Raw genomic sequence first — 23,637 nt, 5'->3', positions numbered from 1 at the left:
GCGTAAAATACTGTTAGTATCTCTTTACCGCATTTACGCAAGCCATGTCAAATTGCTTTATCTTGTTGCGGTACAATTACTCCGTGCCATAGGGGGCTTTTACGCTCCACCCCTCGCCGTCGCTGGTCAATTCTATGGTGCCGTCCCGGTCCGTACGCCAGGCATGGATGCCGCGCCGCGCCAAGCGATCCAAAGTCTGCCGGGCCGGAAGTCCGAAACTGTTGCCCCGGCCGGCCGAGATCAGGGCCACGGATGGCGATACCTTGTCGAGCAGCATCTCCGACGTGGAGTAGCGGCTGCCATGATGTCCCGCTTTGAGTACGGTGGAGGCAAAATTGTCCTTGTCCGCCAGCATTCGCTCCTCGGCGGGGAAACCGGCATCGCCGGTGAAAAGCATGCTGAACGAGCGAAAACGGAGTCGAAAAACCAACGACTCATCGTTCATTCCCATCTCGTCATCGGACGGCCGCCAGGGAAGAGCGCCGCGCGGTGGAGAGAGCACCGTCAGTTCGATGCCGTCGCCAAAGACGAATGCATCGCCGGCGGCCAGACGCCGCCTCGGAACGCGCCGCTCGCCCAGAACTGCCTGCAACTGCTCATACTGGTCGCCGACGCCACCCTGAACCGGTTCCCAGAATTCACGCACCGGAAAGGTGCGGACAATGAACGGCATGCCGCCTATATGGTCGGGGTGACTGTGGGTCAACACCAAACGGTCGATTCTGCGCACGCCGAGCTTCCACAGAGCCGGCCCCAGGGTCTGACGGCCAAAGTCACGGCCGTTGTCATACAAATACCCTCCCCCATCCACCAACATGGTCTCGCCGTTGGGCGAACGGATCAGTAGCGACTCCCCCTGCCCCACGCTGAGCATGGTGATGTGCAGACGTCCGTCGGCCGCGGCAGGGGTGTTCAGGTGCGCCGCAACCGCCACCAGGGGCGGCAAGGCACAGAGTGCGAACGTCCTTCGGGAGCGGTGCAGGAAGGTGACCAACACCATGAAACAGATAAAACATGCCATGTCCAGACGGCTAATGCCGTGAAAGGAAAAGAGCGGAAGCCGTGCGAACAAAGCCACCAGCCAGTTGGAGAGCGCCGTGAGTTGTGCCGCACACCACAACAGCACCCGGGCCGCGGGCGGAAAGAGATAGACGAACGGCAGGGCGCTGGAGCCGGTCAACACCGCTCCATAGCCAAGGATCGGTACAATCAGAAAATTTGAGATGATGCCGTTGAGCGAGGCTTGACCGAAATAGAATAAAACCGGGACCATGGTGGCGCACGACGCAGCGCAGGATACGACGACAAACTGCACGAGGTTACGCTGCCAGCCCCTCGTCACTCCTCTGAGACGCTCCATGATCGGCGGGGCGGCGATGACGATACCCCACAGGGCCAGGAAAGAGAGCTGGAAGGAGAGATCGAACAGACTGGGTGGCGTAAGGACGACCAGGAGAAAGGCTGCCAGCAGCAAGGCATTGAGCGGATCGCTTTCACGTTCGGCATGGAGCGCCAGGACAAAGGCCGCCAACATAATGACCGAACGGGAGGTGGCAGGTGCCGCGCCGGACAGAAAGAGATAGGCCAGCATGGCCGGCAGCGCGATCAGCAGCGCCGTACGACGCAGGTCGAGACGGAGTGCCAGGAATTCGGAGCGGGTCGCCAGGAATAGGGTTGCCATGACCATGAACCAGGCAATGATGCCCACATGAAACCCGGATATGGAGAGAATGTGGTTTACGCCAGCCCTCGTGTAGGCGTCGTTCAGGTCGTCGGGGATACCTTTCTGATCGCCGATCAGGAGGGCTATGAGAACCGATGATCGCTCCCGGTCCGGGACCGCAATCCTGATGAAGTCGCCGAGACGGCGCGCGATGAGATCCATACGCCTCAGGAGCGAATCTTCGGCGGCGGCGCGAATCAGGATAATCCCGTCCGGTGTCGCGACCCGCCCCGTAGCCGCCACTTCCTGATAGGCCAGGTAACGCGCATAGTCGAATTCCCCCGGAAGCCCGAGCCGATGCGGCAGTGCGATTCGCGCGGCGCACCGGACCCGGTCGCCCCGTGCCAGGGTGACGTCCCCCCCATCGAGAGAAATCATCAATCTGCCACAGGCAGGGACAGTGCCCCCTTCCCTGAAAACCCCTTCAGCCCGCAGCACAAAACTGCTCCCACGGGAGGTGGCCGTTGGCCGTGAATCTATGACCCCCTCCACAATGGCCGGGGTGCGTGCGGCAAAATTGCGTATATCGCTTGCCGGGATGGCAGGATTTGTGTAAGGCCCCAGGGCATGGAGCCCCAAGGTAAAGAAGAAGGCTACAGTACAGAGAAGATAGACGATGGTGTTTTTTATCAGGCAACTGAGCAGCAAACAGCAGAAAACCGCGGCCAAGAGGCTGAACGGCACGGCAATAGCACGTCTATCCGCCAGACAGAGGCCGACAGCCATCGCCCAGAAGGGTATCAGGAGCGGATGGCGCCGGAGCATGGAGGGGGCACTGTATGTGGGCGGTAATACATCGGTTCATCTCCTGAGAGGATTTCCGACACCCATGACAATAACCGCAGGGATCAGCTGCAAAAAACGATACCAGAATACCGCAAGAGATACAATATTATGCCGCCCACTTGAAAACATGGCGATTGGATGGTAGATATGTAAAAGGGAATACTACCGGTGCGAAGAAAGTCATGAGGATCCATGATCCCTGATCAGCCTCATTCCACAAAATCGATGTTTTTGGCTGCCGCCGAGCTGGGGCCTTCCTGCCGGAGTGCCGAGATCAGCCAACGACGTCGGCACTCCTTGACCAAAGCCATTACCACGGCCAACCTGCGTTGTATCGAATCCGGCAGCGTCAGCCAGATGGCCGCTACCCAGTTCGACGCTTCCATGACGTTTGGCATGTTCTATGAGTTGCTCCACGCTTCCAAACCGTTTCTCGGCCTACCAGTCAAGACAGGCAAAGCCCAGAAAACGGTGACTATCGGACGACTGAACCTTATCATGAAACCGTACAGCTGCCGCAGATCGTTACCGAACACATCAGAGCCACTCCCTGGAGAGAAACGAACGGAGACCTTTCATGAATGAACACATTCTGATTGTCGATGACGAGGAAATGATCAGAGAACTGCTCGCCTCGGCGCTTCTTCAGGAAGGCTATACCTGCCATCTGGCATCCAATGTGGATGAGGCGTTCGCCATTCTGAGCGAGCATCCGATTGTTCTGGTTATCTCCGACATCATGATGCCGGGCAGAAGCGGCGTCGATCTGCTGAGGGACATCAAAAAGGTCGATGCCGACATTGCGGTCCTGATGGTCACCGGGCTCTCGGATATGAACACCGCTTTGGAGTGCATCCACCTCGGCGCGGACGATTACATATCCAAGCCTTTCAGTATCAACCGCGTGTTCCTGACGGTCAAAAATCTCATAGAAAAGCGCGATCTTGCCATCGAAAGGAAAAACTACCAGATCAGCCTTGAATTCAAGGTATTGGAACAGACCGAGCAGATCCGCCGCACCATGAATGAGTTGCACAAGGCTTATGACCATACCCTGACCGCCCTGGTCAGGGCGCTGGACGCCCGGGAAAAGGAGGTCGGCTCCCATTCGGAACGCGTGATGAACTACACCTCACTCATGGCCGCAAAGCTGGGGATTCATGGAAACGATCTTGAGCAGTTGGCCAAGGGGGCTCTGCTGCACGACATCGGCAAGATCGGCATATCGGACAATATCCTGCTCAAGCCGGGTCCTCTGGATGACGGCGAATGGGTAGAAATGCGTCGCCATCCCCAGGTGGGATATGCCATTTTATCCGAGATCGGTTTTCTGAAAGGTCCGGCAGAGGTCATTCTCACCCATCACGAGCGTTTTGACGGCACCGGGTATCCCAAGGGGCTCAAGGGTGAGCAGATCCCTATCGGTTCGCGGATTTTTGCCGTGGTGGACACGCTGGATGCCATGACTTCAGACCGTCCCTACCGCAAGGCGCTCCCGTTCGATGCCGTGAGCAGCGAGGTGCGCACCCACCGCGGCAGTCAGTTCGACCCCGACATTGCCGACCTTTTCCTCTCCTTGACCCGCAGCCAGTGGGAAGAATGCTCCGGCAAAAAGTTCATCTGATTCCATGATATTTTACTAAAAGAGGGGGACGGCACGAGCCATCCCCCTCTTTTTTTCTCTATCACCGAGCGTTCTTGCTCAGTCGTCCTCCCAGTCGTCCAGGTCATCGTCTTCCCGGTCGTCCAGGGTATCGCCTTCACCATAGACATCTTCATCCAGATCGTCACCGTCCCCCTGACCTTCGGACCGGTAGGAGTCAACCGCCAGAGGGCGCGTGTCGTCTTTTTCGGAGATACGCTCAAAGCGCATCAGCAGCTCACCGTTGGTGCAGAAACGGCCTTGCTTATAATCGCACCGCTCCCGTTCGCACAGGTCGAACAACTGGATTTCGCTGCACAGCCGCTGTACCGGCTTCCCCGCTACATTTTCCTCGATGTCGTCTTTGCCAGGCACGACCCGTCCTCCCTTGTCTCTGTACGTTTACTTTATGCGTGACCGTTCAGGAACTCGCCGGCCTTTTCCACATCTTCACGGCTCCCGATATACACCGGGGCGCGCTGGTCCAGACCATCCGGCACGATGTCCAGGATAGGAATCTTTCCGTTGGTGGCCGCTCCGCCAGCCTGTTCGATGAGATACGCCATCGGGTTGAGTTCGAAAAGCAGACGCAGCTTGCCGTTGGGGCTGTCCGTGAGGGCCGGGTACATAAAAATTCCCTTCCCTTTCATCATCACTTGATTGATATCCGGCACAAACCCGCCGGAATAACGCAATTTCGAGCCTTTATCCTCCAGATGGCGGATGAAACGCTCATTTTCTTCTGTATATTTTTTGCGCAGGCCGCCCGGGGCGTAGATATCCCCGCTCGGTTTCATCTGGACATCCTCCTTGGTCAGGGTGAACTCCATCAACTGGTTCATGGTGAACTCGTAGACCCCCTTGCCGATGGAGTAAACCAGTGAAACCCGCGGTCCGTAGAGGATATACATGGCGCCGACCATCTTACGCCCCGGCTGGAGCAGGTCGCACCCCTGGTAGATGCCGACAATGGTTCCCACGGCCAGGTTCACATCCACCAGCGACGAGCCGTCCAGGGGATCGTACGCCACCGAAAACATCCCCTGGGGATTACTGGTGACCTGATAGATTTCTTCCATCTCCTCGGAAGCGATGTTGCACACCACGCCGGAATGGATCAGGCGTTTGCGCATGATGCGATCGGAGAGCACATCCAGGGCCAACTGCTCTTCGCCATAGAGGTTCGAGGTTCCTGCAACCCCCAGATCGCCGGTGCGCACCGCATTGATGACATATTTGCTTGCCTCGGCGATTTCGCAGATCAGATGAACCAAGTTATCGCTGATGTTCTGTTCGCGTAAATGCGCGCGCAGATCTATCTGAAATTTGGTTTTTCCTGGTTCGCTGGGCATTGCCGACCTCCGCTTTGAGTCTCGTTTATTTGAATGTTGCAACGTTGGAACCATACTGTAAATAGCCGTTTTTAGCAATACTAAAAGCCTGTCGAACCGGGCCTTGGCGGCAAAAAAGCCAGGGAAAGAGCCGAAGTGATGAAAAAACAAGCGTATGATGAGGCGATGAGGCAAACACAATTGATGCGGCGGCACGAACGCCCCCCCGAGGGCGACGCACCGGAGAGTTACAACGATGAAACATAGGTAACCAGGGCATCCATGAAAAAAACGACGAACAGGCTGAACATGACCCCCTTGGTGGCGACTTGGGGGATCTCGGTGACGCTCCGGTCAACGCTGAGGCCAAAGCAACAGCAGGTGGCCGATGTGCAGAGGCCGAAGAGCACGCTCTTGAGAAGAGGGACCACAACCTCTTTGCCCCCGAGTGCTGTCAGAATCCCCTGGATGAACTGCTCATACGGGACATGCCAGCCCACTGAGGCGATCAGAAAGCTCCCGATAAACGCCGTCAGGACAAAATAGACGGTCAGGATGACCATCGAAATGGTTACTCCTGCGATGCGAGGAAAAATCAGGTAGTGTTCGCTGGGAATCCCCATCATCTCCAGAGACTCGATTTCGCCGTTGATCTTCATGGCGCCGAGCTCGGCGGCGATTGCCGTTCCGCTTCGGGCAATGACGACGATGGCGGTCAAGAGCGGCGCAAGTTCCCGCAGCACGACCCACACCAAAATCTTTCCGGTCAGAAAACCGTTATCCCCCACCAGACTGACCACCTGGGTGATGATGACGGTGCCCAGGATCAGAGCGATGGTCATAATGATGCCCGATGCCTCCAGACCGGTGAAATAGATCTGTTTCAGGATTACCGTACGGGTTGCGGCTCGTCCCTCGAAGGCCAGAATACTCTTGCCCGCCCGCCCAAGAGTGAGAAGAATAGCCGCGACGATGGAAAAGCGTATGATGGCCCAGCGGCCCAGTGCGGTGAACATGAACGGCGACTCCGAAGTCAAAGCTCGAAAACGGCGCCATCGTGGAGGAGTTCAATCTCCTCCATGGCAAGGTTTTCGAGCTCCCTGCGGATGGTATCATAGTATTGCGGTTTGGGATGGGTGATCAGGATACGGCGGGGCAGGTTCCTGATCTTTTTCAGTTCGGTGCGCAGCAGAGACGAGGTCAGATGTTTGGTCGTCAACGCCAACGCCTCCATACTGTCGGGGAAGGAAACCTCGACGATCAGGGCATCGATGCCGTCCACGCAACGCCAGAACTCCTCGGTCGGGCCGGTATCGCCGGTATATGCCAGGGTTTTTCCCCCGTGACTGACACTATAGCCGACCGCAGGGACCGTGTGATCAACGGCAACGGCTCGTATATCGTACTTTGAGACAACGGAAACCACTCCGGCCTCAAGGGGCTGAAAGGAGATAACCGGGGTGTCCCGGTCCGGCAAGCTGGTGAAGTCGGGCCAGATCACGCCGTTGAAGAGATGCTCCCGCATGGCGGCGATGACATCGGGGATAGCGTGGACAAAGACGGTCTGGCGCAGGTTTTGTACGATGATATTGTCGGCCAAGGCCGGAATGGCGCGGATATGATCGAGATGGGCATGGGTGATGAAGATGTGCCGGATGCCCCACTGTTCCTCAGCCGTCAGCACCGCGCCGATGGTGCCCGCATCCAGCAGCAGATGGTCATCGACCAGAAAGGCCGGTGGTCTGAAGCCGGGAAATTCCGCCCCAGCACTCCCTAATACCCGTAATTTCATGTATCCCCTCTCCGCGTAGCCTTGTTCCTGCGCCAGAAAACCGTTGGACCGCATTCTGTATCATTGCCGCCCTCCGCGTCAAGCCCGGGCGATAGTTTCTTCCCACCCCCCGCATATTGTAACAACAAATCTGCGAGAGTAAATTGGAAGATTTCATTCGATTTGCCGGTGAAAGCGATGTCGCAGCTTTCTGAAAAGGCAAGACCCCCCGGAATCAATTTTTCGGGGGGTCTTGCGATGGCTTGTTTGTCAGGCTGGGTGGCGGCCTAATCATCGCTCCGCTGCTTGACCGCTTCCATGCGGCTCACGGTAAACTGATAGATCCTCTGGGACAGGATCGATTCAACCAGGGCAAAGCAGAATGAAATCACCGCATAGACTGCCGTGACGGCAGCCAATCGCTCAGGCTGCCCAAGATTTGGGCAGGTTTTCATGGCAACGACCAGCGCAACGGCACAAAGCGCACAGGCCAAGTGGCGGATAACCCACCCATTCTCCTGTCTTTGAAGCATGAGGAGCTTTTCCCGATCATCCTCTTTCGCGTATTCCCTGAATCGCAACCAGTCGAAGCCGATGCGGGGGATCATGCAGAATGTGACCATGGTAAGCAATGTCATCATAAGGGCCGTTAATGTCGACATCATGGTAAATCTCTCCATCGTATGGTCTTTGGTGCTGCTGAAACCTTGCTTTGTTTATATTGCAAAATTCCGCCCAAACCGCTTCAGGTGTATTATTTTTTCAAACAAAGCTAAAACCAAGTTATTACGGCTTGTTATATATGACCAGCCAGCTCACCACATAAATACATCTCCACGTGTGGGACCTTATTGCGCGAAATGGACGACAAATATACGCAGATATGGTCAAATAGCGCATATTATTTATAAGCATACTCAGCTTATACCTCTATGCTGGAGACAGCAGGGAATACTCCTGATGACATGCAAAAACCAATAACGTCATTTCACCGACTTATAGACCGGCAATATACCGGCTAAGTGCGCATGCGAGATGGAATAAACGGGACATGATTCAGGGGCATCTTGATGGGGCTGGAGAGGCTTGGGCAGAGGTACTCGGCCCTGCTCCCCAGCAGGGGAAAGCGGGATTAGATCAAATGCTAAGGGGTATTCTTTTTGTCCAGCGGTTTGTGCTGCATATGAAGAACCACCAGGAAAAAGGGGAATATTCCCGACAATACCCCCCAGAGAAACGGGTTTTTACCGCGCCTTCGAGCCATATGAAATCCGACGGCGGCAGGCAAGCCGAACAGCAACAACAGGAAGGCCAGTTCGCTCATTTTTTCCTCGCAAATAACGGGCTATTATTTTACAACTATAGCACTCGCCAGCCGTTTTTCAATCCGGGCACAACGGGTGTTTTCAGATGAAACCTGGTCGGGCGGGACCACAACAAAACCGGGAGGTGATACACGATGGCAACCTGGAAATGTGTCTGCGGATTTACCAAGGAGGGGCGTTGCAAGCCCCAAAAGTGCGAAAAATGTGGCGAAAAGGGAAAGTTCGTCAAGGCTGAGTAGCCGGCATCACCGGGGGGGCTCCAAACGAGTGGGCCGCCCCGGGCTCCGACCTGCTCTTGCGTTGCATCCACATCGGCGATATTCTTCATCAACCAGTCGGCGCCCTGTTTTTCGATAAAATCAGATATTTTATTTCACGATCATCTTTTCCAACGGGAGAGCATAAGATCCCAGAAGGCGGCAGCGGCCGGCGAGAGTTCTCTGCCGTCCCGCCGGGCGGCATAGAATGTCCTGGAAATATTCAGCCCGGGGATTCTGACCGTTGTCAGTTGTCCATGGTTAAGCTCTTCCGCAATGACCATGCTGGAAATAAAGGCATAACCGGTGCCGTTCAGGATAGCACGCTTGATCGCTTCACTACTGCCGAGCACCGCGACGATGCGCAACGACTCTTTGTTGATCCAAGTTCCGGCAAAGGCGTCATAGACCGCTTTTTGCGTTCCCGATCCCTGCTCGCGGACGATCAGTGGCACTTTGCACAATTCGGCCTGGCTGAGGCTGTGCTTGCTCTTTGTAGCGATATCGGAAGAAACGGCGCACACAATGGTGTCTTCGCCCAAGGCTTCGAAATGAATCCGTTCGTCATTGAAACGCCCGCCGATAAACCCCAGTTCGACCTCCTCGTTGACCAGTTGCTCAATGACCGACGTACTATCCCCTTGCAACGCCTCCAACCGGACGCGGGGGTATTGTTTGTGGAATTGGTCGAGGAGCGCTGGGATCAGACAGGTTCCGGGGGTATTGCTCGCACCGACGCGCAACACCACATCCTCCATGCCGACGAAGCGGCGCACCGCCGAGCGGGACTCGTCGCATTCGGCCAGGATCTTCCGGGCGCGCCCCACGAGCAGCTTGCCCGCCTCGGTCAGAAGGGCCCCCCCCCTGCCCCGGTCGAAGAGCCTGATGCCCAACTCCTCCTCCAAGCCCTGGATATGCTGGCTGGCGGTTGATTGGGTAATGCAGGTCTTGTCGGCCCCCCGGGAAAAGCTGCGGGTTTCGGCGACGGCAACGAATACCTCGAGCTGTTTTAAGGTCATGGAAGATCACCTCTATTTATAATTACGATAACGATAATCGGTAATTTACAAAATACCGGTGTGCGTTTCAAGATAAATTACCGGTATCCAGTATATATTCAGGGAGGGAACGCCCCATGACCGGACATATTCTGCTGGCACTGGCACTGACCGCTTTCTGTACCGTCGCCCAGGCAACCGAGTATCATGTCGGCGCATTTTCCACCGAGGGGTTGCACGGCTGGGAGACCAAGATATTCAAAGGCACCACCGCTTATTCGCTGGTACAGGATGCCGGGCGGACCGTCGTCAAGGCCGCCAGCAGGGGGACGGCGTCGGGGCTGTTCAAGAAGGTGAAACTTGATCCGGAACAGTTCCGCTATCTGCGCTGGTCGTGGAAGGTGGGCGGCATCGTGAAAAACGGCGATGAAACGACCAAAAACGGAGACGATCACGCGGCACGGATTTATGTGGTCTTTTCGAGCCGCCTCTTCTGGCGAACCAAGGCCATCAACTACATCTGGGCCAACCGCCTGGCCAAGGGGGACGCCATCCCCAACGCCTTTACCTCCCACGCCATGATGCTGGCCGTGGAGTCGGGCCCTGAACGGGTCGGGCATTGGATTAACGAGGAACGGGACATCCTGGCCGACTACCGCCGCCTGTTCGGGGGCGAGCCCCACGAGATCGACGCCATCGCCATTATGACTGATACCGACAATACTGGCGGTGAGGCAACGGCCTGGTATGGCGACATCACCCTTTCCACGGGCAAGTAGAGCCTCGAAGGAGCGCCTCGCCTTGACGCCGCCAGTCCAACAGGGTATCTTCTTCACTAGCAAATCATTTGGCGCAGGTAAAAACAACCAATGGAGCCCCACATGTCTCAAACCGATCTGACCTGGAACACCGCCCTGCTCTACCCCGCACCGGATTCGCCCGAACTGGAAAGCGACCTGGCCTCCTTCGACGCCTTGGCCGCTGCCTTCCGCGAGCGGTATTTCGAAAAGATAGCCGATCAGGACAGCGCCGCCATCCTAGCGGCCGTCCAGGAGTACGAGGCATTGCAGGTGCGCATGGCCAAGCCGTTTTGTTACGCCCACCTGCTCTTTGCCGCGGATTCGGCCGACGAAACCAACCGCGCCCTGGCGCAGCGCTGTTCCGAATTGGGGAGCAGCCTGTCGCAGCAACTGTTGTTCTTCGATCTGGAATTGATGCACCTGGACGACCGGGGCTTCGAATCCCTCTGCAACCTGCCGGAATCGGTCCCCTACGTCCACTTCCTGACCGGCATCCGTAAATTCCGCCCCTACAGCCTCAAGGAAAACGAGGAGCGGCTCCTGACCCGCAAGGATTTGACCGGGGTGAACGCCTTCACCAAGCTGTTCGACGAGTTGTCGGCATCCTTCAGCTACCGGATGGAACTGGACGGCGAGGAGCGGGATTTCACCGGCGAGGAATTGCTCTCGCTGCTGCACCACCCGTCTGCCGACGTGCGCTTCCGAGCCCAAACCACCTTTCTGGAACGCCACGCCGAGCACGGCATCGTGTTCAACGCGGTGTTCAACAACATGGCACTGGACCACGGCCAGGAGATGGAACTGCGCGGCTATGCCACACCGATCCAGCCCACCAACATCGGCAACGAGATCCCGGATGAGGCGGTGGAGCACCTGATGAGCGTGACCGAGGCCAACTACGGTCTCGCCCAGGACTATTTCCGTCTCAAGGCCAAGATGCTCGGCATGGACAAGATCCGCAACTGCGATATGTACGCCCCGGTGGCTGAAGCGGAGAAACAGTACAGCTTTGACGAGGCCCGTGACATGGTGGTTTCGTCCTACGCCCAGTACGACCCGGATTTCGGTCGCATCGTCGGGGCTTTTTTCGACGAACGCCGCGTGGATGTGCTGCCGCGTACCGGAAAATCGGGCGGGGCCTTTGCCATGGGCATTTCGCCCCAATCCCCGCCCTATCTGCTGCTCAACTATACCGGCACCCTGCGCGATCTGGCCACCATTGCCCACGAGGCCGGCCACGGCCTGCATTTCGTCCTGTCCCAAAAGCAGAACATGCTCAACTACCACGCCCCGCTGCCCCTGGCCGAAACCGCGTCGGTATTCGGCGAAATGCTGTTGACCCGCATGCTGCTTGAAAAAGAAACCGATCCGGCGGTGCGCAAATCCTTATTGTGCGCCAAGATCGAGGACATCATCGCCACCACCTTCCGCCAGACCGTGCTGACCCGCTTCGAACTGCGCCTGCATAACGAACGGCAGGCCGGCCTGCTCTCCAACGACCGCATCGCGGAGATCTGGCTTGAGGAGAACAACCGGCTGTTCGGCGATTCCGTGGAGGCCATCCCCGCCTACCGCTGGGGGTGGAGCTATATCAGCCATTTTATCCACAGCCGTTTTTACTGCTATTCCTACACCTTTGCCGAGCTATTGGTTCTGGCGCTGTTCCAGAAATACCGCGAAGATGGTGACGGTTTCAAACCGGGCTACCGCCGTCTGCTGGAGTCGGGGGGGGCGCTGCCACCGGCCGACACGGCCCGTTTGGCGGGGATCGACATTACCGCGGGGGATTTTTGGCAGAAGGGGTATGACGTCCTGAAGGACTTGATTGAAGAGTTGCGGGAGATCGTCTGATTCATGGACCGTGTTGCAGGAGCAGGTTGTTGAAAATCGCTCTGAGTCGGTTGGTATGCAAGGCGCACGCGCGGGAAAAGGCAGGGGCGTACCCATCGGCACGCCTCTGCCTTTGAACAACGGGCAGCAACGCCGCAGACTACCCCAGGAGTGGTTTTCAACAGGAGATGTACCGTATGCAGACCGACATCGTTACGGAAGTGCTGGTCCTTTTTCTGATCATGGCAGCAGGCTACTACGCCCGCCGCAGAAAGTTCATAGACGCGGCCGCCAACCGGGCCATCACCGAACTGATTCTCAATGTGACCCTCCCGCTGATGATCCTGGTTTCCTTTACCTTTGACTTCAACCGGGAGATGCTTTCCACCGCCATGAAACTCCTCATGGTCTCCTTTGCCCTGCATGTGGCTCTCTATCTCGTCAGCGGCCTGTTTTTCCGGCGCCATCCCCAGGAAACGCGCAGTGTTCTGCGTTTTATGACCATATTCTCCAACAGCGCCTTCATGGGGTATCCGGTGCTGCAAAGCCTGTACGGAAAGATCGGCATCTTCTACGCCTCAATCTTTGGCGTCCCCTTCACCATCGCCCTCTGGAGCCTGGGAGTAATGCTGTTTACCGGGGAAAAGGGGCCGCAGGCGCTCAAAAAGGCGCTCATCAATCCGGGGGTTCTGGCGGTTGCCGCCGGACTGGTCATCTTCATCGGCTCCATCAAACTCCCCACGCCCCTGCTCAAGGCCTGCGAACTGGTAGGTGCTACCACCACTCCCCTGTCCATGATCGTCGTCGGCGCATCCCTGGCCGATACGCGGTTGCGCGATCTCTTCTCCGGCCTGGCGATCTACTACGGCAGTGCGGTACGCCTTTTGATCGTACCGCTTCTGGTCCTGGCGGTCCTGTCGCTTTTGGGAATCAAGGGGATGGTCCTGGGGATTTGCGTCGTGAGCATGGCCATGCCTGCGGCGGCCAACACCGCCATGTTCGCCGAAAAATTCGACGGCGACACCCAACTCGCATCACGATGCATATTCCTGTCCACGGCGCTTTCGCTGCTTACTATCCCGCTGGTGATCGCCATACTCCAAGTTGCGCTTGGAGAAAAGACCATTAATCTGCATTTGTGGTGATGTGGGCGTGCCGGATGGCAACGCCTTCGTTGGAAGTGAAAACGGGATATATCGTACCGTCCCGGCTGCCGGGACTCTTTACACCCGGAACCTGCTCGCCAGGGTTTTCAGTTCGATCGCCGAACTCGTCAGCCCTGATGCCGATAGGTCGGTCTCCTTGGTGCCCTGGGAAACCGTGTCGATGACGTCGCTGATCGCCCGGATGTTGTTTCTGACGCCGGCGGTGGTGGCTGACTGTTCCTCGATTGCGGTTGCAATCTGGGCAACGCTGTCGGTCAGGACCTCGATGTGGGACTTGATGCCGGATATGGCCTGGCTGGAAAGCTGGACCCCTTGTTCACCGTTTTTGACACTCCGTGAACTCTGCCCCATGGAGTCGACGACGTTCTTAACGTCATTCTGCAACACGGCGATGATCTTTTGAATTTCCTGCGTTGCCGTTGTCGTGCGCACCGCCAGACTTCTGACTTCGTCCGCCACCACGGCGAACCCGCGCCCCTGTTCGCCGGCGCGAGCCGCCTCGATGGCCGCGTTCAAGGCCAGCAGGTTGGTCTGGTCCGCAATATCCTCGATCGTACCCACGATCTCACCGATCTGGTGGGAATTGTTACCCAACGACTCCACCGCACGGGTCGTGTCGCTCACCAGCGAGCCGATCTCCGTCATCATCCGGGACATGGCGTCAATGGTCTGCTCGCCATCCCTGGTGGATTCCTTCGTCTCCGTCGCTTTACTGGACATCAATTGACAATTTCGGGCAATATCCGAGCTGACCGATGTCAGGTCTTCAACCGCATTCACCACCGAAGCCGACTGCCCCACCGCCTGTTCGGCGCCGGCCGCCATCCCCTCGGAGGTCCGGCGCAGATCGCCAGCCGCCTTGTTTAACCCTTCCGAAGTGGATTGAATCGCGGAAATCATCGAACGCATATTTTGCTGCAACTCCCCTATGGTCTTGATGATCAGGCTGATCTCATTATTGCGCTTGGCAGTGATATTCTGGGACAGGTCTCCGTTGGCTATGGTTTGAAGGTAGGCAATAACCCGGTCAATGGAGCTTCCGATGCCCAGGATATTCAGTAAGCCGAAGAAAGCACCCAGAACGATAAAGAGCCCCAGCGCCCCCCAGCGCACCGTCCAGGAGTCGGAACGGGCCAGAACGGTCAATGCGATCATGCAGATGCTGTAACACAAGCAGAGCAGGGCAATTCGCATCTTGATGGAGAGGCGAAAATAATAATCCTGAAGCGCATGCATAAACGTCTTCTTTCTTAACTTTTATATTTTTATTATGTTTACATCAAAACTGTATGATATTCAATAGTAATTTCAGTATGTTAAAAAAAATTCATACAATTATATGACGAGAGTATGCCTCCTGGACTTACACCGCAATCTGAAGGAAATTTGATGGCCGACATGGCCGTAGGCGGAATTATGAATGACTTGTTCTGAGATAATCGAAATGTTTGTTGAACAGTTCGATTCCTTCACGACGCGGGATCAGGTGAATATGGGCGTGCAGAACGGATTGGCCGGCGACCGGACCGCAGTTCACGCCGATGTTGAACCCCTGGACGGTGGAGTCATACCGCATGATCTGCTCCCTGAGTGCAAGCAACATCTGTTGCGCGTCGAAACGTTCCTCGTCGGTCATGGTGAAGTAATCAAGGGTGTGGCGGCGGGGGACGACGAGCAGATGCCCCTGGGTGACCGGGTAGAGGTCTTCTATGGCAAACACCGTCCCCTGCTCCATCAGGATGCGGTGTTGTATTTCATCGGAACAGAATGGGCATTTTTTCGCAAATCCCAGCATATTTGATCCGTTTCGAAGTTATCGCACCTTCAGAACGATCTTGCCCCGCGTATGGCCGTTTTGGCTCAACTCCTGGGCGCGTCGCGCTTCGGCGAGGGGCAGTACCGCCTCCACCATGACCCTGAGCTTTCCCGAATCCACCAGCTTGGCGAGCGCCGACAACTCCGCCGCATCGGGCTGGATAAAGACAAACTCCGGCCGCACGCCGTGGGCCACCGCCTCTTCCTGCGACGGGGGGCTGACGATGGAGACCAGGACGCCCCCTTGCTTCACCACGTTCCAGGAGCGGGTCTGGGTCTCTCCGCCGATGGTATCGAAGACCACGTCAACATCCCGGACCTTGTCCTCAAAGCGCACGTTCTGATAGGCAATGACCTCGTCGGCGCCCAGTTCGCGCAGGTAGTCGTGATTGCGTTCGGAAGCGGTGGCTATGACATGGGCGCCCTTCCATTTCGCCAACTGCACGGCATAGGTTCCCACCCCTCCTGCCGCCCCATGGATGAGTATGGTCTGCCCGGCTGAGAGTTTGGCGGCGGCGAAGAGCGACTTGCACGCCGTCAGACCGGCAAGGGGGATGGCGGCAGCATGCAGATGGTCGATGGATTGCGGCTTGAACGCCGCCTCATTCTCCCTGATGACGATGAACTCGGCATACGCGCCGTCCCGCGCTATATCCGGGCGGCTGAATACCTCATCCCCCACCTTGAAACGGACTACCTCCGGGCCCACCGCCTCCACCGTCCCAGACACATCCCAGCCCATGATTAAGGGCAGGCGGCTGTCGAGCATCCCCTTGAGGTGCCCCTCGCGGATTTTCCAGTCCACGGGGTTGACCGCGGCGGCATGGACGCGAACCAGGATCTCGTCCTTTCCCGGCTGAGGCAGTGGCGCATCTTCATACACAAGTGCCTCGGGGCCGCCGTATGCGTGAATGCGCACCGCTTTCATGGTTTCCATATCTTTTACCTCCTGAGCGCCCCATTCGTGAAAAATTTCACTATCCGACTGGCGGAAAGCTCATCTGCCCTCTTTGAAAATCTCCGAGAAGAACAACTTCATCGCCTCCCATGATCGTTTGTCGGCCTTTTCGTTGTAGGCGGCACCTTTGCTGTTGTCGTTTCCGGCCTCGGGATTGGTAAAGCTGTGTACCGCATTGGCATAGCTGATGAACTGCCAGTCCACCCTGGCTGCGCGCAACTCCTGCTGAAAGGCGGCGACCTCATCCGCCTTTACAAAGGGATCATCGGCGCCATGCATCGCCAGGATCTTGGCCTTAATGTTCCTGGCATCCTCGGGTTTGGGCGTAGCCAGACCGCCATGGAAGCTGGCAACGCCTCTCAGGTCGGCACCATCACGGGCAAGTTCCAGCACGGTAGTGCCGCCAAAGCAGTACCCGATGGCAGCAAGGCGTTTCTGATCAACCGTCTTCTGGCTTTTCAAAACCTCCAACCCGGCCCTGGCGCGGGCACGCATCAAAGGCCGGTCATCCTTATAGATGGCAGCGACCTTGGCGGCATCGGCGGGAGTTGCGGGGCGCACCCCCTTGCCGTAGATGTCGGCCGCAAAGGCCACATACCCCAGTTTTGCCAGCATCTCGGCCCGTTTCTTCACATAAGGGCCAAGCCCGGTCCACTCATGCACCACCAGCACCCCGGGGCGTTTACCGACCTTGGCGTTGTCCCAGGCCAGGTATCCCTCCAACACAGTGTCTCCCTGCTTATATTCTATGACCTTGGTCTTGACGGCAGCCTCGGCAGAGGCTGCACAACAGGTGAGAGCCGCTGCAACTATGATCTGTTTCAACATGGTATTCTCCTTAACTGCGTTGATTATCGATTGTTCGCTCTTATTATATACCATGCGGCGGCTTGGTCAATTGCCGTGCTTTCCCATCTTGGCACCCGGTCTGCCCATACGTTTCCGCATCAAAATCGTTATCCACAGATTGATCTCGTCAACGAAATTATGCTAATAAGTCACAAGAAGCATTAATCCTCCCAGAAAAACACCAATCCATACTTGCAAGCCGGAGTACCGCAATGATTCAATCCCCCGAAGTCCTGGCGGCGAAAAACAGAGCCGCGGCCCTATCCATAGCCTCCAATACGATACTGATCCTGCTGAAACTGATCGTCGGCATCGCGATGCAGTCGGTCAGCGTTATCTCGGAAGCGGTACATTCCGGCATCGACCTGATTGCCGCAATCATTGCCTGGTTTTCGGTCAGGGAGGCGGGCAAACCTGCCGATGACGATCACCGCTTCGGTCACGGCAAGATCGAGAACGTGGCCGGAACCATCGAAGCGGTCCTGATCTTCGGCGCTGGCGTCTATATCATCCTGGAGGCGGTGCATAAGCTGAAAACGGGGATCGTAGAGATCGAAAGTCTGGGAATGGGTGCTGCTGTGATGGCTGTGTCTGCCCTGGCAAACTACCTGGTCTCCCGGCATCTGCTGAGCGTGGCGGCCAAGACCGATTCGGTGGCACTTGAAGCCGATGCCTTGCACCTGAGGACCGACGTGTACACCTCTGTCGGCGTACTGGGGGGGCTGGCCGCCATCAAACTCACCGGCATCGCCATGCTTGACCCGATCGTTGCCATCGCCGTGGCGTTCCTGATTATCAAAGCCGCTTGGGATCTCATCAAGACAGCCTTCTTCCACATCCTTGACGTCAAGCTTCCCGATGATGAGGAGGCCAGGATTCACGACGTTATGGATCGCTACGCAGGTCGTTTTATCGAGTATCACAAGCTGCGTACCCGCAAGTCCGGTCATATTCGCCATATCGACATGCATCTGGTCGTGCCGAAACAGATGACCGTTGAAGCAGGGCATGCCCTTGCCCATCAGATCACGGCAGACATCGAGCAATGCCTGCCCTACAGCCATACCCTGGTGCATATCGAACCCTGCCCCGGCGGGTGTGAACGATGCGCCGTGGCGTGTCCGAAGATTGACGCGTCCTCGATACTATAATTCCAGTGGGTTACACGCCACCCTGTTGTCTTCCTCAATCGCGCCGGGGAAACGAGCCGATTTCGGCCGTTCCCCCGGCGGTTTCCCTGTCCCGTTGCCCTGATTTTGCTACTTGAAGGTTTTTAAAACGTACTCGGCAATTGCCTTCGCTTCCTTGTCGGGCATCTCCTTTTTGCCAAACTTGGTCATGCCCGGCCCAGGATTGCGTATCTTTGCCACAATGTCCTTCCAACTCTTGATGCCATTTTTCTTAAGGGATTCCTTTTTCAACGGCTTTGCCTGGTTAATGGTATTGCCGCCCCCGGGATGGCATGCAGCGCAGTGTTTTTCGAATTCCGCCTTGGCATCCAGCTTCCCCTCCATGTCCGCCTGCGCGCTTATGGCTAAGGCTCCGGCCGAGAGTAATACCACTGTTACGAGACTCTTTTTCATAGGCGATATCTCCTTGTGCTTCCCTAGCAATATTCCATCAAACCATAGATTGACGATAGCACAATATATTCATATCTCAAGGTCCTCGCTCCTTTCAAAATTCACCTGGAGAGCGATGGTATAAACCTGTCTTATTACAATCAATGGAGGGTATGAGGTATGGTCCGTCGTAGAGATGCTTGACATGTGGCAAACGGAGGGATGCCGTCGGCCTGTAGTCGCCGACGGCTTTTGAACGTCGTAGGGGCCGCCACTGATTATGGGCCTGATGAAAAAAGGCCCCGACGCCGTTAAAGGTTCTTATCACCCAGGTCGAGATGGAAGCGGTGTATGAAGCGATGGTAGATGGGGGTAAAGAGAACGCCGCAGAACGTCAGGAATGAAACCCCGCTGAAGATGGCGTAGAAGGATGCAAAAAGTTTGGCGCCGGCACTTTCGAGCTTATCGACCGGTCCCATGCCGGTAAGGATCATCGAGGCGTTCAGAAAGGCATCGACCCAGTTCAGATGAGCGGTAATGTGATAGCCGACGGTGCCGATACCCAACGAAAACGCCAAAAACAGGCAGCCAAACAACCAATACCACCCCAGGCGTACCAGAAAATCCCTCCGGGGAAGCAACAGTGACGTTCTATGTTCCAGCCTGAGGCGTTTCATGTGTGCACCCGTTTTTCCCGCTCGTAACCAGATGGGGGCAGGCCCCCCAAAAAAAGCGACCTGCCCCCACTGTCCATTCAGCAATGCCGAAGGGCAACCATTACCGGGGTCAGCACGGCAGAGTCGGCAGTTCCAGGCCGGCCATCTTCTGCACCATGCGGACCACCTGGCGGCTGTAGCCGAATTCGTTGTCGTACCACACATAGAGGACGCAACGGTTCCCCTCGGCAATGGTGGCCAGGGAATCCACCACGCCGGCATGACGTGAACCGACAAAGTCGCTGGAGACCACTTCCGGGGAATTGGTGTAATCGATCTGGTTCTGCAAGGGTGAGTCCAGCGAGATACCGCGCAGGTAGTCGTTGATCTCCGCGACGGTGACCTGCTGCCCCAGTTCAAGGTTGAGAATGGCCAGGGAGACGTTGGGGGTCGGCACCCGGATGGCGTTGCCGGTAAGTTTGCCGGCCAGATCGGGAATGACCTTGGCCACCGCCTTGGCCGCCCCGGTTTCGGTGATGACCATGTTCAGCGGAGCGCTGCGGCCACGGCGCGAAGCCTTGTGGTAGTTGTCGATCAGGTTCTGGTCGTTGGTGTAGGAGTGGCAGGTTTCCATGTGGCCGTGCACGATGCCGAAGCGGTCGTTGATGGCCTTCATGACCGGCACGATGGCATTGGTGGTACAGCTGGCGGCGGAGAACACCCGCTCCTGGGGGGTAATCAGTTCGTTGTTGACCCCGGCCACCACGTTGGGAATATCCCCCTTGCCCGGTGCGGTGAGGATGACCTTCTCGATACCGGGGGACTTGAGATGGCGGGACAACCCCTCCCGGTCACGCCACTTGCCGGTGTTGTCGATCAGGATGGCGTTGCTGATGCCGTACTGGGTGTAATCCACCGAATCGGGCGCGTCGGAATAGATGATGCGGATCATGTTGCCGTTGGCGATGATGGCGTTCTCTTCCTCATCCACGGTGATGATGCCGTTGAACTGGCCGTGGATCGAATCGCGGCGCAGCAGGCTGGCGCGCTTGACCAGATCGTCGTCCCCCCCCTTGCGCACCACGGCCGCCCGCAGGCGCAGTTTCTCGCCGCTGCCGGCCTTGTCGATCAGGATGCGGGCCAGGAGGCGGCCGATGCGGCCAAAGCCGTAGAGCACGATATCCTGGGGTTCGGCCAGAAGCGAGGTCCTGCCGGTATTGACGGAGGCGAGCTCCCGGGCCACAAAGGCATCCACCGGCATGCCCGAGGCGCAAAAGCGCACGGTGAGTTTGCCCAGATCGATACGGGCCGGGGCCAGATCGAGTTTGGCCATGGCCTCCAGCACCGGTTGAGTATCCAGCACCGTCAGTTCGCCGTCCAGGGTGAGCCGGGCAAAGCGGTGGGCCTTGAGCAGGTCGATCACCGTTCCGTGCACCAGCGAGCGGCCATAGACGGTCAACACGATGTTGTGTTCGCGGTACAGCCGGCCGATGACCGGTAACATGCCCTCGGCAACGGCTTCCTGCCTCTGCCATTCTTTGAGGTGGATTTCGGATTTTTGTCGATTCATGGAATACGCACCTTTGCTGGTTGAAATATGTTACAAAAAACCGCCCGAACAGGCCCGGACAGGTTCATTTTACGACATCAGGCGCGCAGCCTCAAGCATTTAGTCACAGGGGAATCGCAGTAAATCCGGATATCAGAGCTAATTTTTCTGTCCGATCCAAGGCCTTGATCCGGACTTCTCTGCTGGCAGCGGAAGAGCGGCTGTGGTCACCCTCGAGATAGACCACCCGCACCGGCCGCCGCCCCCGAAAATACTTGGCGCCCTTCCCCTCCGCGTGCTGACGGAAGCGCCGTTCCACATCCGTGGTGACCCCGGTGTAGAGGGAGTTGTCGGAACAGAGGATGATGTAGACGTGCCATTCCACAAGGCTTATTGTTTGCTGATGTATGCGTTCAGCCCGATGGTGATCGGTTTGCCGTCCACGTGGGCGGTGGTGACGGCGTTGCCGCGGGTACTGGCCACCACCAGGGTCTTGCCGGATGACGACGGAGTCGGTTTCTCCAGGTCGATCTCGATACAGAGCTTGTTGTTCTTGATTTCAACGGTCATTGCCATGATGTGCCTCCTCGTATTCGCCGTGCCGGGGTGCTGATGGACCGGGGAGCGCGGGGGAATCCAGCCAAAGCCCCAGCGCTCTCCGCACCCCTTGATCGACATGGGAAAAGATCCGGTGGATGGTATTGTGGGAGCAGGCAGGAGCGTGCCCGGATACCTTGTTCACCCGAAACCCCATCCGGTCGTGCGCAGCGTAAAATGCGCGATAAAGAGCTGCATTGCTTAACAGCCGCCCCGAGCGTTTCGCAATAAAATCGTTCTGCTCCAGGGCGGCCCTTCTCCCCAACAGCCCGGCAACGCACTGGGAGTCGGTATAGATCTCCAGCTCTCCGCCAGTCGGGTCAATGAGACCCTCCGACACCTGTTCCAGCGCCCACAGGACGGTCTGGACCTCAAGAGTTGTGGATGACGTCTCCGCAAATCCCTTTATTTTGAGCCGCGCAGACACATCGTCCTGCCCGATGCCGTACGGTTCGTTTTCCAAAAACGATGCGGGAACGAGCAGATAGCCTCCGACGCCCAGTTTACGCTGGGGGTTCAGGCTCACATCCGTAAAAAGGGCACAACTGTTCATCAAACGGAGCGCCCCCAACGGCCGTGCTTTACCCAGTCAATTATATCAGACAAACAGCGGCACACTGGACCCCAGGCCATGGACGACACTGGTGAAGGCGTCCCGGTTGTCCAGCTTCTCCCGGCCGAACCGCTCGGCAAAGAGGGCCTGGATGCGGGGAATCCGCGAGGTCCCCCCGGTCAGAAAGACCGTATCCATCTGGGCCGGCACCAGCCCGGATCGAGCCACGACCTCATCGATGCAGTCGGAAATCTGCTGAATATTTTCCGCATTGATCGCCTCAAACTCCCGTTTGCCGATTTCCTCGTCGATGCACAGATCGCGTTCCCGGAAGCTGATCAGGGTCTGTTCCCGGTCGGAAAGCTCGCACTTGGCCTTTTCGATGGCCTGGAACAGGAAAAAACCGTAATTGTCGCCGATGATGTTCTCCAGGTGTTCGATGGCCTGGCGGTCATCGGTGGTGCCCTTGATCACCCGAATATGCTCCCTGGTCTTGCGCGACCGCAACAGCGGGATACGGTGCCACTGGCAGAGGGTATAGATGATGCTCTTGGGGACATTGACCCACTCATCCTTGCCCATGGTCTTGTAGCGGGCATAGCGCCCGAAATGGTGCGCCACCTTGTCCCACATGATCTGGGAATCGAACTTGTCCCCGGCCACATAGACGCCCCCCAGGGAGAGCACGTCGCTGCGCCGGTCGGAGCGGGCAAAGGCGCCCCCCTTGACGCGGATCACCGAGAAGTCCGACGTGCCGCCGCCGAAATCACCGATGAATACGATCCGCTCCTGTCCGGCCTGTAACGTCTCTTCAAAGGCCAGCGCCGCCGCCACCGGTTCGTACTGGAACCAGATGTTCTTGAAGCCGGCCTTGCGGGCGGCCCGTTCAAGGCGCTGCTCGGCCACGGCGTCTTTCTCCGGGTCCGCGGAAAACACCACCGGCCGCCCCAGCACCACGCTCTCCACGGGGCAGCCCACGTGCTCCTCACCACGGGCCTTGATCTTCCTCAAGATGATCGCCACCAGGTCATCAATGGCGTAGCGTCTGCCGAACACCTCGGTGCTGTCGAAACTGGTGTTCGGCAGGAAGGTCTTGATCGACTGCATGAAGCGCCCGCAGGCCCCATCGCTCACATACTGGCGAATGGCTTCCTGCCCGACATAGATCTCGTGTTCCTCGTTAAAATAGAGCACCGATCGCATCAGTTCCCCGCTACGGTCGGTGCCATCGACGGCAACCACCTCGACCGAGCCGTTCCGATACACCGAAAGCGCTGAATTGGTGGTGCCAAAGTCGATACCGAATACGATCTGCACTTGTAAGCTCCTCACCGTCGAACGTACACCCCGGCCGGCAAGCCGCGGGGGGTACGCACATTACGCCATCATCTTTTCAGCTTCAAGCACTTTTACGATGCACTACGTAAAAAAGGGTAAGGAGGAGGTGTTGGGAGCAGAGGTGTATGGGG

General features: G+C 57.2%; 26 protein-coding genes. 6 read left to right on the top strand and 20 right to left on the bottom strand.

Features of this window, described 5'->3' with window-relative positions; genetic code table 11:
* Positions 1-76: 76 nt before the first annotated feature.
* Both ET418_RS01155 and ET418_RS01150 read right to left on the bottom strand, forming a co-directional pair.
* Positions 77-2,488, bottom strand: coding sequence for a DNA internalization-related competence protein ComEC/Rec2 (locus tag ET418_RS01155; RefSeq protein ID WP_149305740.1), 2,412 nt, complete (start codon positions 2,486-2,488; stop codon positions 77-79).
* A 230-nt stretch (positions 2,489-2,718) separates the two neighbouring features.
* Entirely contained in the window at positions 2,719-2,907 is a 189-nt protein-coding gene (locus tag ET418_RS01150; RefSeq protein WP_149305739.1) for a hypothetical protein, read from the bottom strand.
* Positions 2,908-3,086: 179 nt separating this feature from the next.
* Between ET418_RS01150 and ET418_RS01145 the strand changes: the two genes are divergently transcribed.
* Complete coding sequence (locus tag ET418_RS01145; protein ID WP_149305738.1) at positions 3,087-4,133, top strand: HD-GYP domain-containing protein; 1,047 nt, start codon at positions 3,087-3,089, stop codon at positions 4,131-4,133.
* A gap of 78 nt (positions 4,134-4,211) precedes the next feature.
* On the opposite strand, the gene ET418_RS01140 is transcribed toward ET418_RS01145, so the two are convergent.
* The 6 genes from ET418_RS01140 to ET418_RS01115 all read right to left on the bottom strand — a co-directional run bounded on the left by ET418_RS01140 (position 4,212) and on the right by ET418_RS01115 (position 8,577).
* Positions 4,212-4,526 carry a hypothetical protein gene (locus tag ET418_RS01140; RefSeq protein WP_149305737.1) on the bottom strand — a complete coding sequence of 105 codons (315 nt, stop codon included), beginning with the start codon at positions 4,524-4,526 and terminating at the stop codon, positions 4,212-4,214.
* A 32-nt stretch (positions 4,527-4,558) separates the two neighbouring features.
* Complete coding sequence (locus ET418_RS01135; RefSeq protein WP_149305736.1) at positions 4,559-5,503, bottom strand: class 1 fructose-bisphosphatase; 945 nt, start codon at positions 5,501-5,503, stop codon at positions 4,559-4,561.
* Positions 5,504-5,730: 227 nt separating this feature from the next.
* The gene (locus ET418_RS01130) at positions 5,731-6,498 is read right to left on the bottom strand and encodes an ABC transporter permease (RefSeq protein WP_149305735.1); all 768 of its coding nucleotides are present in this window, start codon (positions 6,496-6,498) and stop codon (positions 5,731-5,733) included.
* Between the two features lie 17 nt (positions 6,499-6,515).
* Complete coding sequence (locus ET418_RS01125; protein ID WP_149305734.1) at positions 6,516-7,274, bottom strand: 3',5'-cyclic-nucleotide phosphodiesterase; 759 nt, start codon at positions 7,272-7,274, stop codon at positions 6,516-6,518.
* 266 nt (positions 7,275-7,540) lie between these two features.
* Positions 7,541-7,918, bottom strand: coding sequence for a hypothetical protein (locus ET418_RS01120; protein WP_149305733.1), 378 nt, complete (start codon positions 7,916-7,918; stop codon positions 7,541-7,543).
* Between the two features lie 479 nt (positions 7,919-8,397).
* Positions 8,398-8,577 (bottom strand): hypothetical protein, encoded by a 180-nt coding sequence (locus ET418_RS01115; protein ID WP_149305732.1) that lies wholly within the window; start codon positions 8,575-8,577, stop codon positions 8,398-8,400.
* 135 nt (positions 8,578-8,712) lie between these two features.
* On the opposite strand from ET418_RS01115, the gene ET418_RS18610 reads away from it, so the two are divergent.
* On the top strand, positions 8,713-8,817 hold the full coding sequence (locus ET418_RS18610) for an RCKP-type rubredoxin-like domain-containing protein (protein WP_149305731.1): 105 nt from the start codon (positions 8,713-8,715) through the stop codon (positions 8,815-8,817).
* 140 nt (positions 8,818-8,957) lie between these two features.
* Here ET418_RS18610 and ET418_RS01105 read toward each other — a convergent pair whose 3' ends face one another.
* Entirely contained in the window at positions 8,958-9,854 is an 897-nt protein-coding gene (locus ET418_RS01105) for a selenium metabolism-associated LysR family transcriptional regulator (RefSeq protein ID WP_149305730.1), read from the bottom strand.
* A gap of 116 nt (positions 9,855-9,970) precedes the next feature.
* On the opposite strand from ET418_RS01105, the gene ET418_RS01100 reads away from it, so the two are divergent.
* From ET418_RS01100 to ET418_RS01090, 3 genes are all read left to right on the top strand, one after another.
* A complete protein-coding gene (locus ET418_RS01100; protein ID WP_149305729.1) occupies positions 9,971-10,612 on the top strand; it encodes a DUF3047 domain-containing protein in 642 nt (213 codons plus the stop codon).
* 102 nt (positions 10,613-10,714) lie between these two features.
* Positions 10,715-12,484, top strand: a complete 1,770-nt coding sequence (locus tag ET418_RS01095; protein WP_149305728.1) for a M3 family oligoendopeptidase — start codon at positions 10,715-10,717, stop codon at positions 12,482-12,484.
* Positions 12,485-12,660: 176 nt separating this feature from the next.
* Positions 12,661-13,608: an AEC family transporter gene (locus ET418_RS01090; protein ID WP_149305727.1), complete on the top strand. Its 948-nt coding sequence runs from the start codon at positions 12,661-12,663 to the stop codon at positions 13,606-13,608.
* Between the two features lie 78 nt (positions 13,609-13,686).
* Here ET418_RS01090 and ET418_RS01085 read toward each other — a convergent pair whose 3' ends face one another.
* From ET418_RS01085 to ET418_RS01070, 4 genes are all read right to left on the bottom strand, one after another.
* On the bottom strand, positions 13,687-14,865 hold the full coding sequence (locus ET418_RS01085; protein WP_149305726.1) for a methyl-accepting chemotaxis protein: 1,179 nt from the start codon (positions 14,863-14,865) through the stop codon (positions 13,687-13,689).
* A 178-nt stretch (positions 14,866-15,043) separates the two neighbouring features.
* Positions 15,044-15,424 (bottom strand): HIT family protein, encoded by a 381-nt coding sequence (locus ET418_RS01080; RefSeq protein WP_149305725.1) that lies wholly within the window; start codon positions 15,422-15,424, stop codon positions 15,044-15,046.
* A gap of 18 nt (positions 15,425-15,442) precedes the next feature.
* Positions 15,443-16,381, bottom strand: coding sequence for an NADP-dependent oxidoreductase (locus ET418_RS01075; protein ID WP_246152894.1), 939 nt, complete (start codon positions 16,379-16,381; stop codon positions 15,443-15,445).
* Between the two features lie 60 nt (positions 16,382-16,441).
* Positions 16,442-17,230, bottom strand: a complete 789-nt coding sequence (locus ET418_RS01070) for a dienelactone hydrolase family protein (protein WP_149305724.1) — start codon at positions 17,228-17,230, stop codon at positions 16,442-16,444.
* Between the two features lie 233 nt (positions 17,231-17,463).
* Between ET418_RS01070 and ET418_RS01065 the strand changes: the two genes are divergently transcribed.
* The gene (locus ET418_RS01065; protein WP_149305723.1) at positions 17,464-18,402 is read left to right on the top strand and encodes a cation diffusion facilitator family transporter; all 939 of its coding nucleotides are present in this window, start codon (positions 17,464-17,466) and stop codon (positions 18,400-18,402) included.
* Between the two features lie 108 nt (positions 18,403-18,510).
* Here the strand turns inward: ET418_RS01065 and ET418_RS01060 are convergent, their stop codons facing one another.
* The 7 genes from ET418_RS01060 to ET418_RS01030 form a co-directional block, all read right to left on the bottom strand.
* Positions 18,511-18,834 carry a c-type cytochrome gene (locus ET418_RS01060; RefSeq protein ID WP_149305722.1) on the bottom strand — a complete coding sequence of 108 codons (324 nt, stop codon included), beginning with the start codon at positions 18,832-18,834 and terminating at the stop codon, positions 18,511-18,513.
* 290 nt (positions 18,835-19,124) lie between these two features.
* Positions 19,125-19,490: a hypothetical protein gene (locus ET418_RS01055; protein ID WP_149305721.1), complete on the bottom strand. Its 366-nt coding sequence runs from the start codon at positions 19,488-19,490 to the stop codon at positions 19,125-19,127.
* A gap of 109 nt (positions 19,491-19,599) precedes the next feature.
* A complete protein-coding gene (locus ET418_RS01050; protein ID WP_149305720.1) occupies positions 19,600-21,039 on the bottom strand; it encodes a glyceraldehyde-3-phosphate dehydrogenase in 1,440 nt (479 codons plus the stop codon).
* A gap of 103 nt (positions 21,040-21,142) precedes the next feature.
* A complete protein-coding gene (locus ET418_RS01045) occupies positions 21,143-21,403 on the bottom strand; it encodes a GIY-YIG nuclease family protein (protein ID WP_149305719.1) in 261 nt (86 codons plus the stop codon).
* 5 nt (positions 21,404-21,408) lie between these two features.
* Positions 21,409-21,594: a hypothetical protein gene (locus ET418_RS01040; protein WP_149305718.1), complete on the bottom strand. Its 186-nt coding sequence runs from the start codon at positions 21,592-21,594 to the stop codon at positions 21,409-21,411.
* On the bottom strand, positions 21,578-22,168 hold the full coding sequence (locus ET418_RS01035) for an RNase H family protein (protein ID WP_149305717.1): 591 nt from the start codon (positions 22,166-22,168) through the stop codon (positions 21,578-21,580). The genes ET418_RS01040 and ET418_RS01035 overlap by 17 nt, the downstream gene beginning before the upstream one ends.
* A 45-nt stretch (positions 22,169-22,213) precedes the next feature.
* The gene (locus ET418_RS01030; RefSeq protein WP_149305716.1) at positions 22,214-23,485 is read right to left on the bottom strand and encodes an Hsp70 family protein; all 1,272 of its coding nucleotides are present in this window, start codon (positions 23,483-23,485) and stop codon (positions 22,214-22,216) included.
* Positions 23,486-23,637 lie beyond the last annotated feature (152 nt).

This window comes from Oryzomonas rubra (assembly GCF_008369015.1).
Lineage (GTDB): Bacteria > Desulfobacterota > Desulfuromonadia > Geobacterales > Pseudopelobacteraceae > Oryzomonas > Oryzomonas japonica.
Note: the sequence above shows the minus strand (reverse complement) of the source record. Positions and strands in the feature narration are given on the sequence as shown.

Coding starts and splice junctions, on each gene's coding strand:
- ET418_RS01155 (WP_149305740.1), bottom strand. CDS start 2,488: ATGCTCCGGCGCCATCCGCTCCTGATACCCTTCTGGGCGATGGCTGTC.
- ET418_RS01150 (WP_149305739.1), bottom strand. CDS start 2,907: ATGCCAAACGTCATGGAAGCGTCGAACTGGGTAGCGGCCATCTGGCTG.
- ET418_RS01145 (WP_149305738.1), top strand. CDS start 3,087: ATGAATGAACACATTCTGATTGTCGATGACGAGGAAATGATCAGAGAA.
- ET418_RS01135 (WP_149305736.1), bottom strand. CDS start 5,503: ATGCCCAGCGAACCAGGAAAAACCAAATTTCAGATAGATCTGCGCGCG.
- ET418_RS01130 (WP_149305735.1), bottom strand. CDS start 6,498: ATGTTCACCGCACTGGGCCGCTGGGCCATCATACGCTTTTCCATCGTC.
- ET418_RS01125 (WP_149305734.1), bottom strand. CDS start 7,274: ATGAAATTACGGGTATTAGGGAGTGCTGGGGCGGAATTTCCCGGCTTC.
- ET418_RS01120 (WP_149305733.1), bottom strand. CDS start 7,918: ATGATGTCGACATTAACGGCCCTTATGATGACATTGCTTACCATGGTC.
- ET418_RS01115 (WP_149305732.1), bottom strand. CDS start 8,577: ATGAGCGAACTGGCCTTCCTGTTGTTGCTGTTCGGCTTGCCTGCCGCC.
- ET418_RS18610 (WP_149305731.1), top strand. CDS start 8,713: ATGGCAACCTGGAAATGTGTCTGCGGATTTACCAAGGAGGGGCGTTGC.
- ET418_RS01105 (WP_149305730.1), bottom strand. CDS start 9,854: ATGACCTTAAAACAGCTCGAGGTATTCGTTGCCGTCGCCGAAACCCGC.
- ET418_RS01100 (WP_149305729.1), top strand. CDS start 9,971: ATGACCGGACATATTCTGCTGGCACTGGCACTGACCGCTTTCTGTACC.
- ET418_RS01095 (WP_149305728.1), top strand. CDS start 10,715: ATGTCTCAAACCGATCTGACCTGGAACACCGCCCTGCTCTACCCCGCA.
- ET418_RS01090 (WP_149305727.1), top strand. CDS start 12,661: ATGCAGACCGACATCGTTACGGAAGTGCTGGTCCTTTTTCTGATCATG.
- ET418_RS01085 (WP_149305726.1), bottom strand. CDS start 14,865: ATGCATGCGCTTCAGGATTATTATTTTCGCCTCTCCATCAAGATGCGA.
- ET418_RS01080 (WP_149305725.1), bottom strand. CDS start 15,424: ATGCTGGGATTTGCGAAAAAATGCCCATTCTGTTCCGATGAAATACAA.
- ET418_RS01075 (WP_246152894.1), bottom strand. CDS start 16,381: ATGGAAACCATGAAAGCGGTGCGCATTCACGCATACGGCGGCCCCGAG.
- ET418_RS01070 (WP_149305724.1), bottom strand. CDS start 17,230: ATGTTGAAACAGATCATAGTTGCAGCGGCTCTCACCTGTTGTGCAGCC.
- ET418_RS01065 (WP_149305723.1), top strand. CDS start 17,464: ATGATTCAATCCCCCGAAGTCCTGGCGGCGAAAAACAGAGCCGCGGCC.
- ET418_RS01060 (WP_149305722.1), bottom strand. CDS start 18,834: ATGAAAAAGAGTCTCGTAACAGTGGTATTACTCTCGGCCGGAGCCTTA.
- ET418_RS01055 (WP_149305721.1), bottom strand. CDS start 19,490: ATGAAACGCCTCAGGCTGGAACATAGAACGTCACTGTTGCTTCCCCGG.
- ET418_RS01050 (WP_149305720.1), bottom strand. CDS start 21,039: ATGAATCGACAAAAATCCGAAATCCACCTCAAAGAATGGCAGAGGCAG.
- ET418_RS01040 (WP_149305718.1), bottom strand. CDS start 21,594: ATGGCAATGACCGTTGAAATCAAGAACAACAAGCTCTGTATCGAGATC.
- ET418_RS01035 (WP_149305717.1), bottom strand. CDS start 22,168: ATGAACAGTTGTGCCCTTTTTACGGATGTGAGCCTGAACCCCCAGCGT.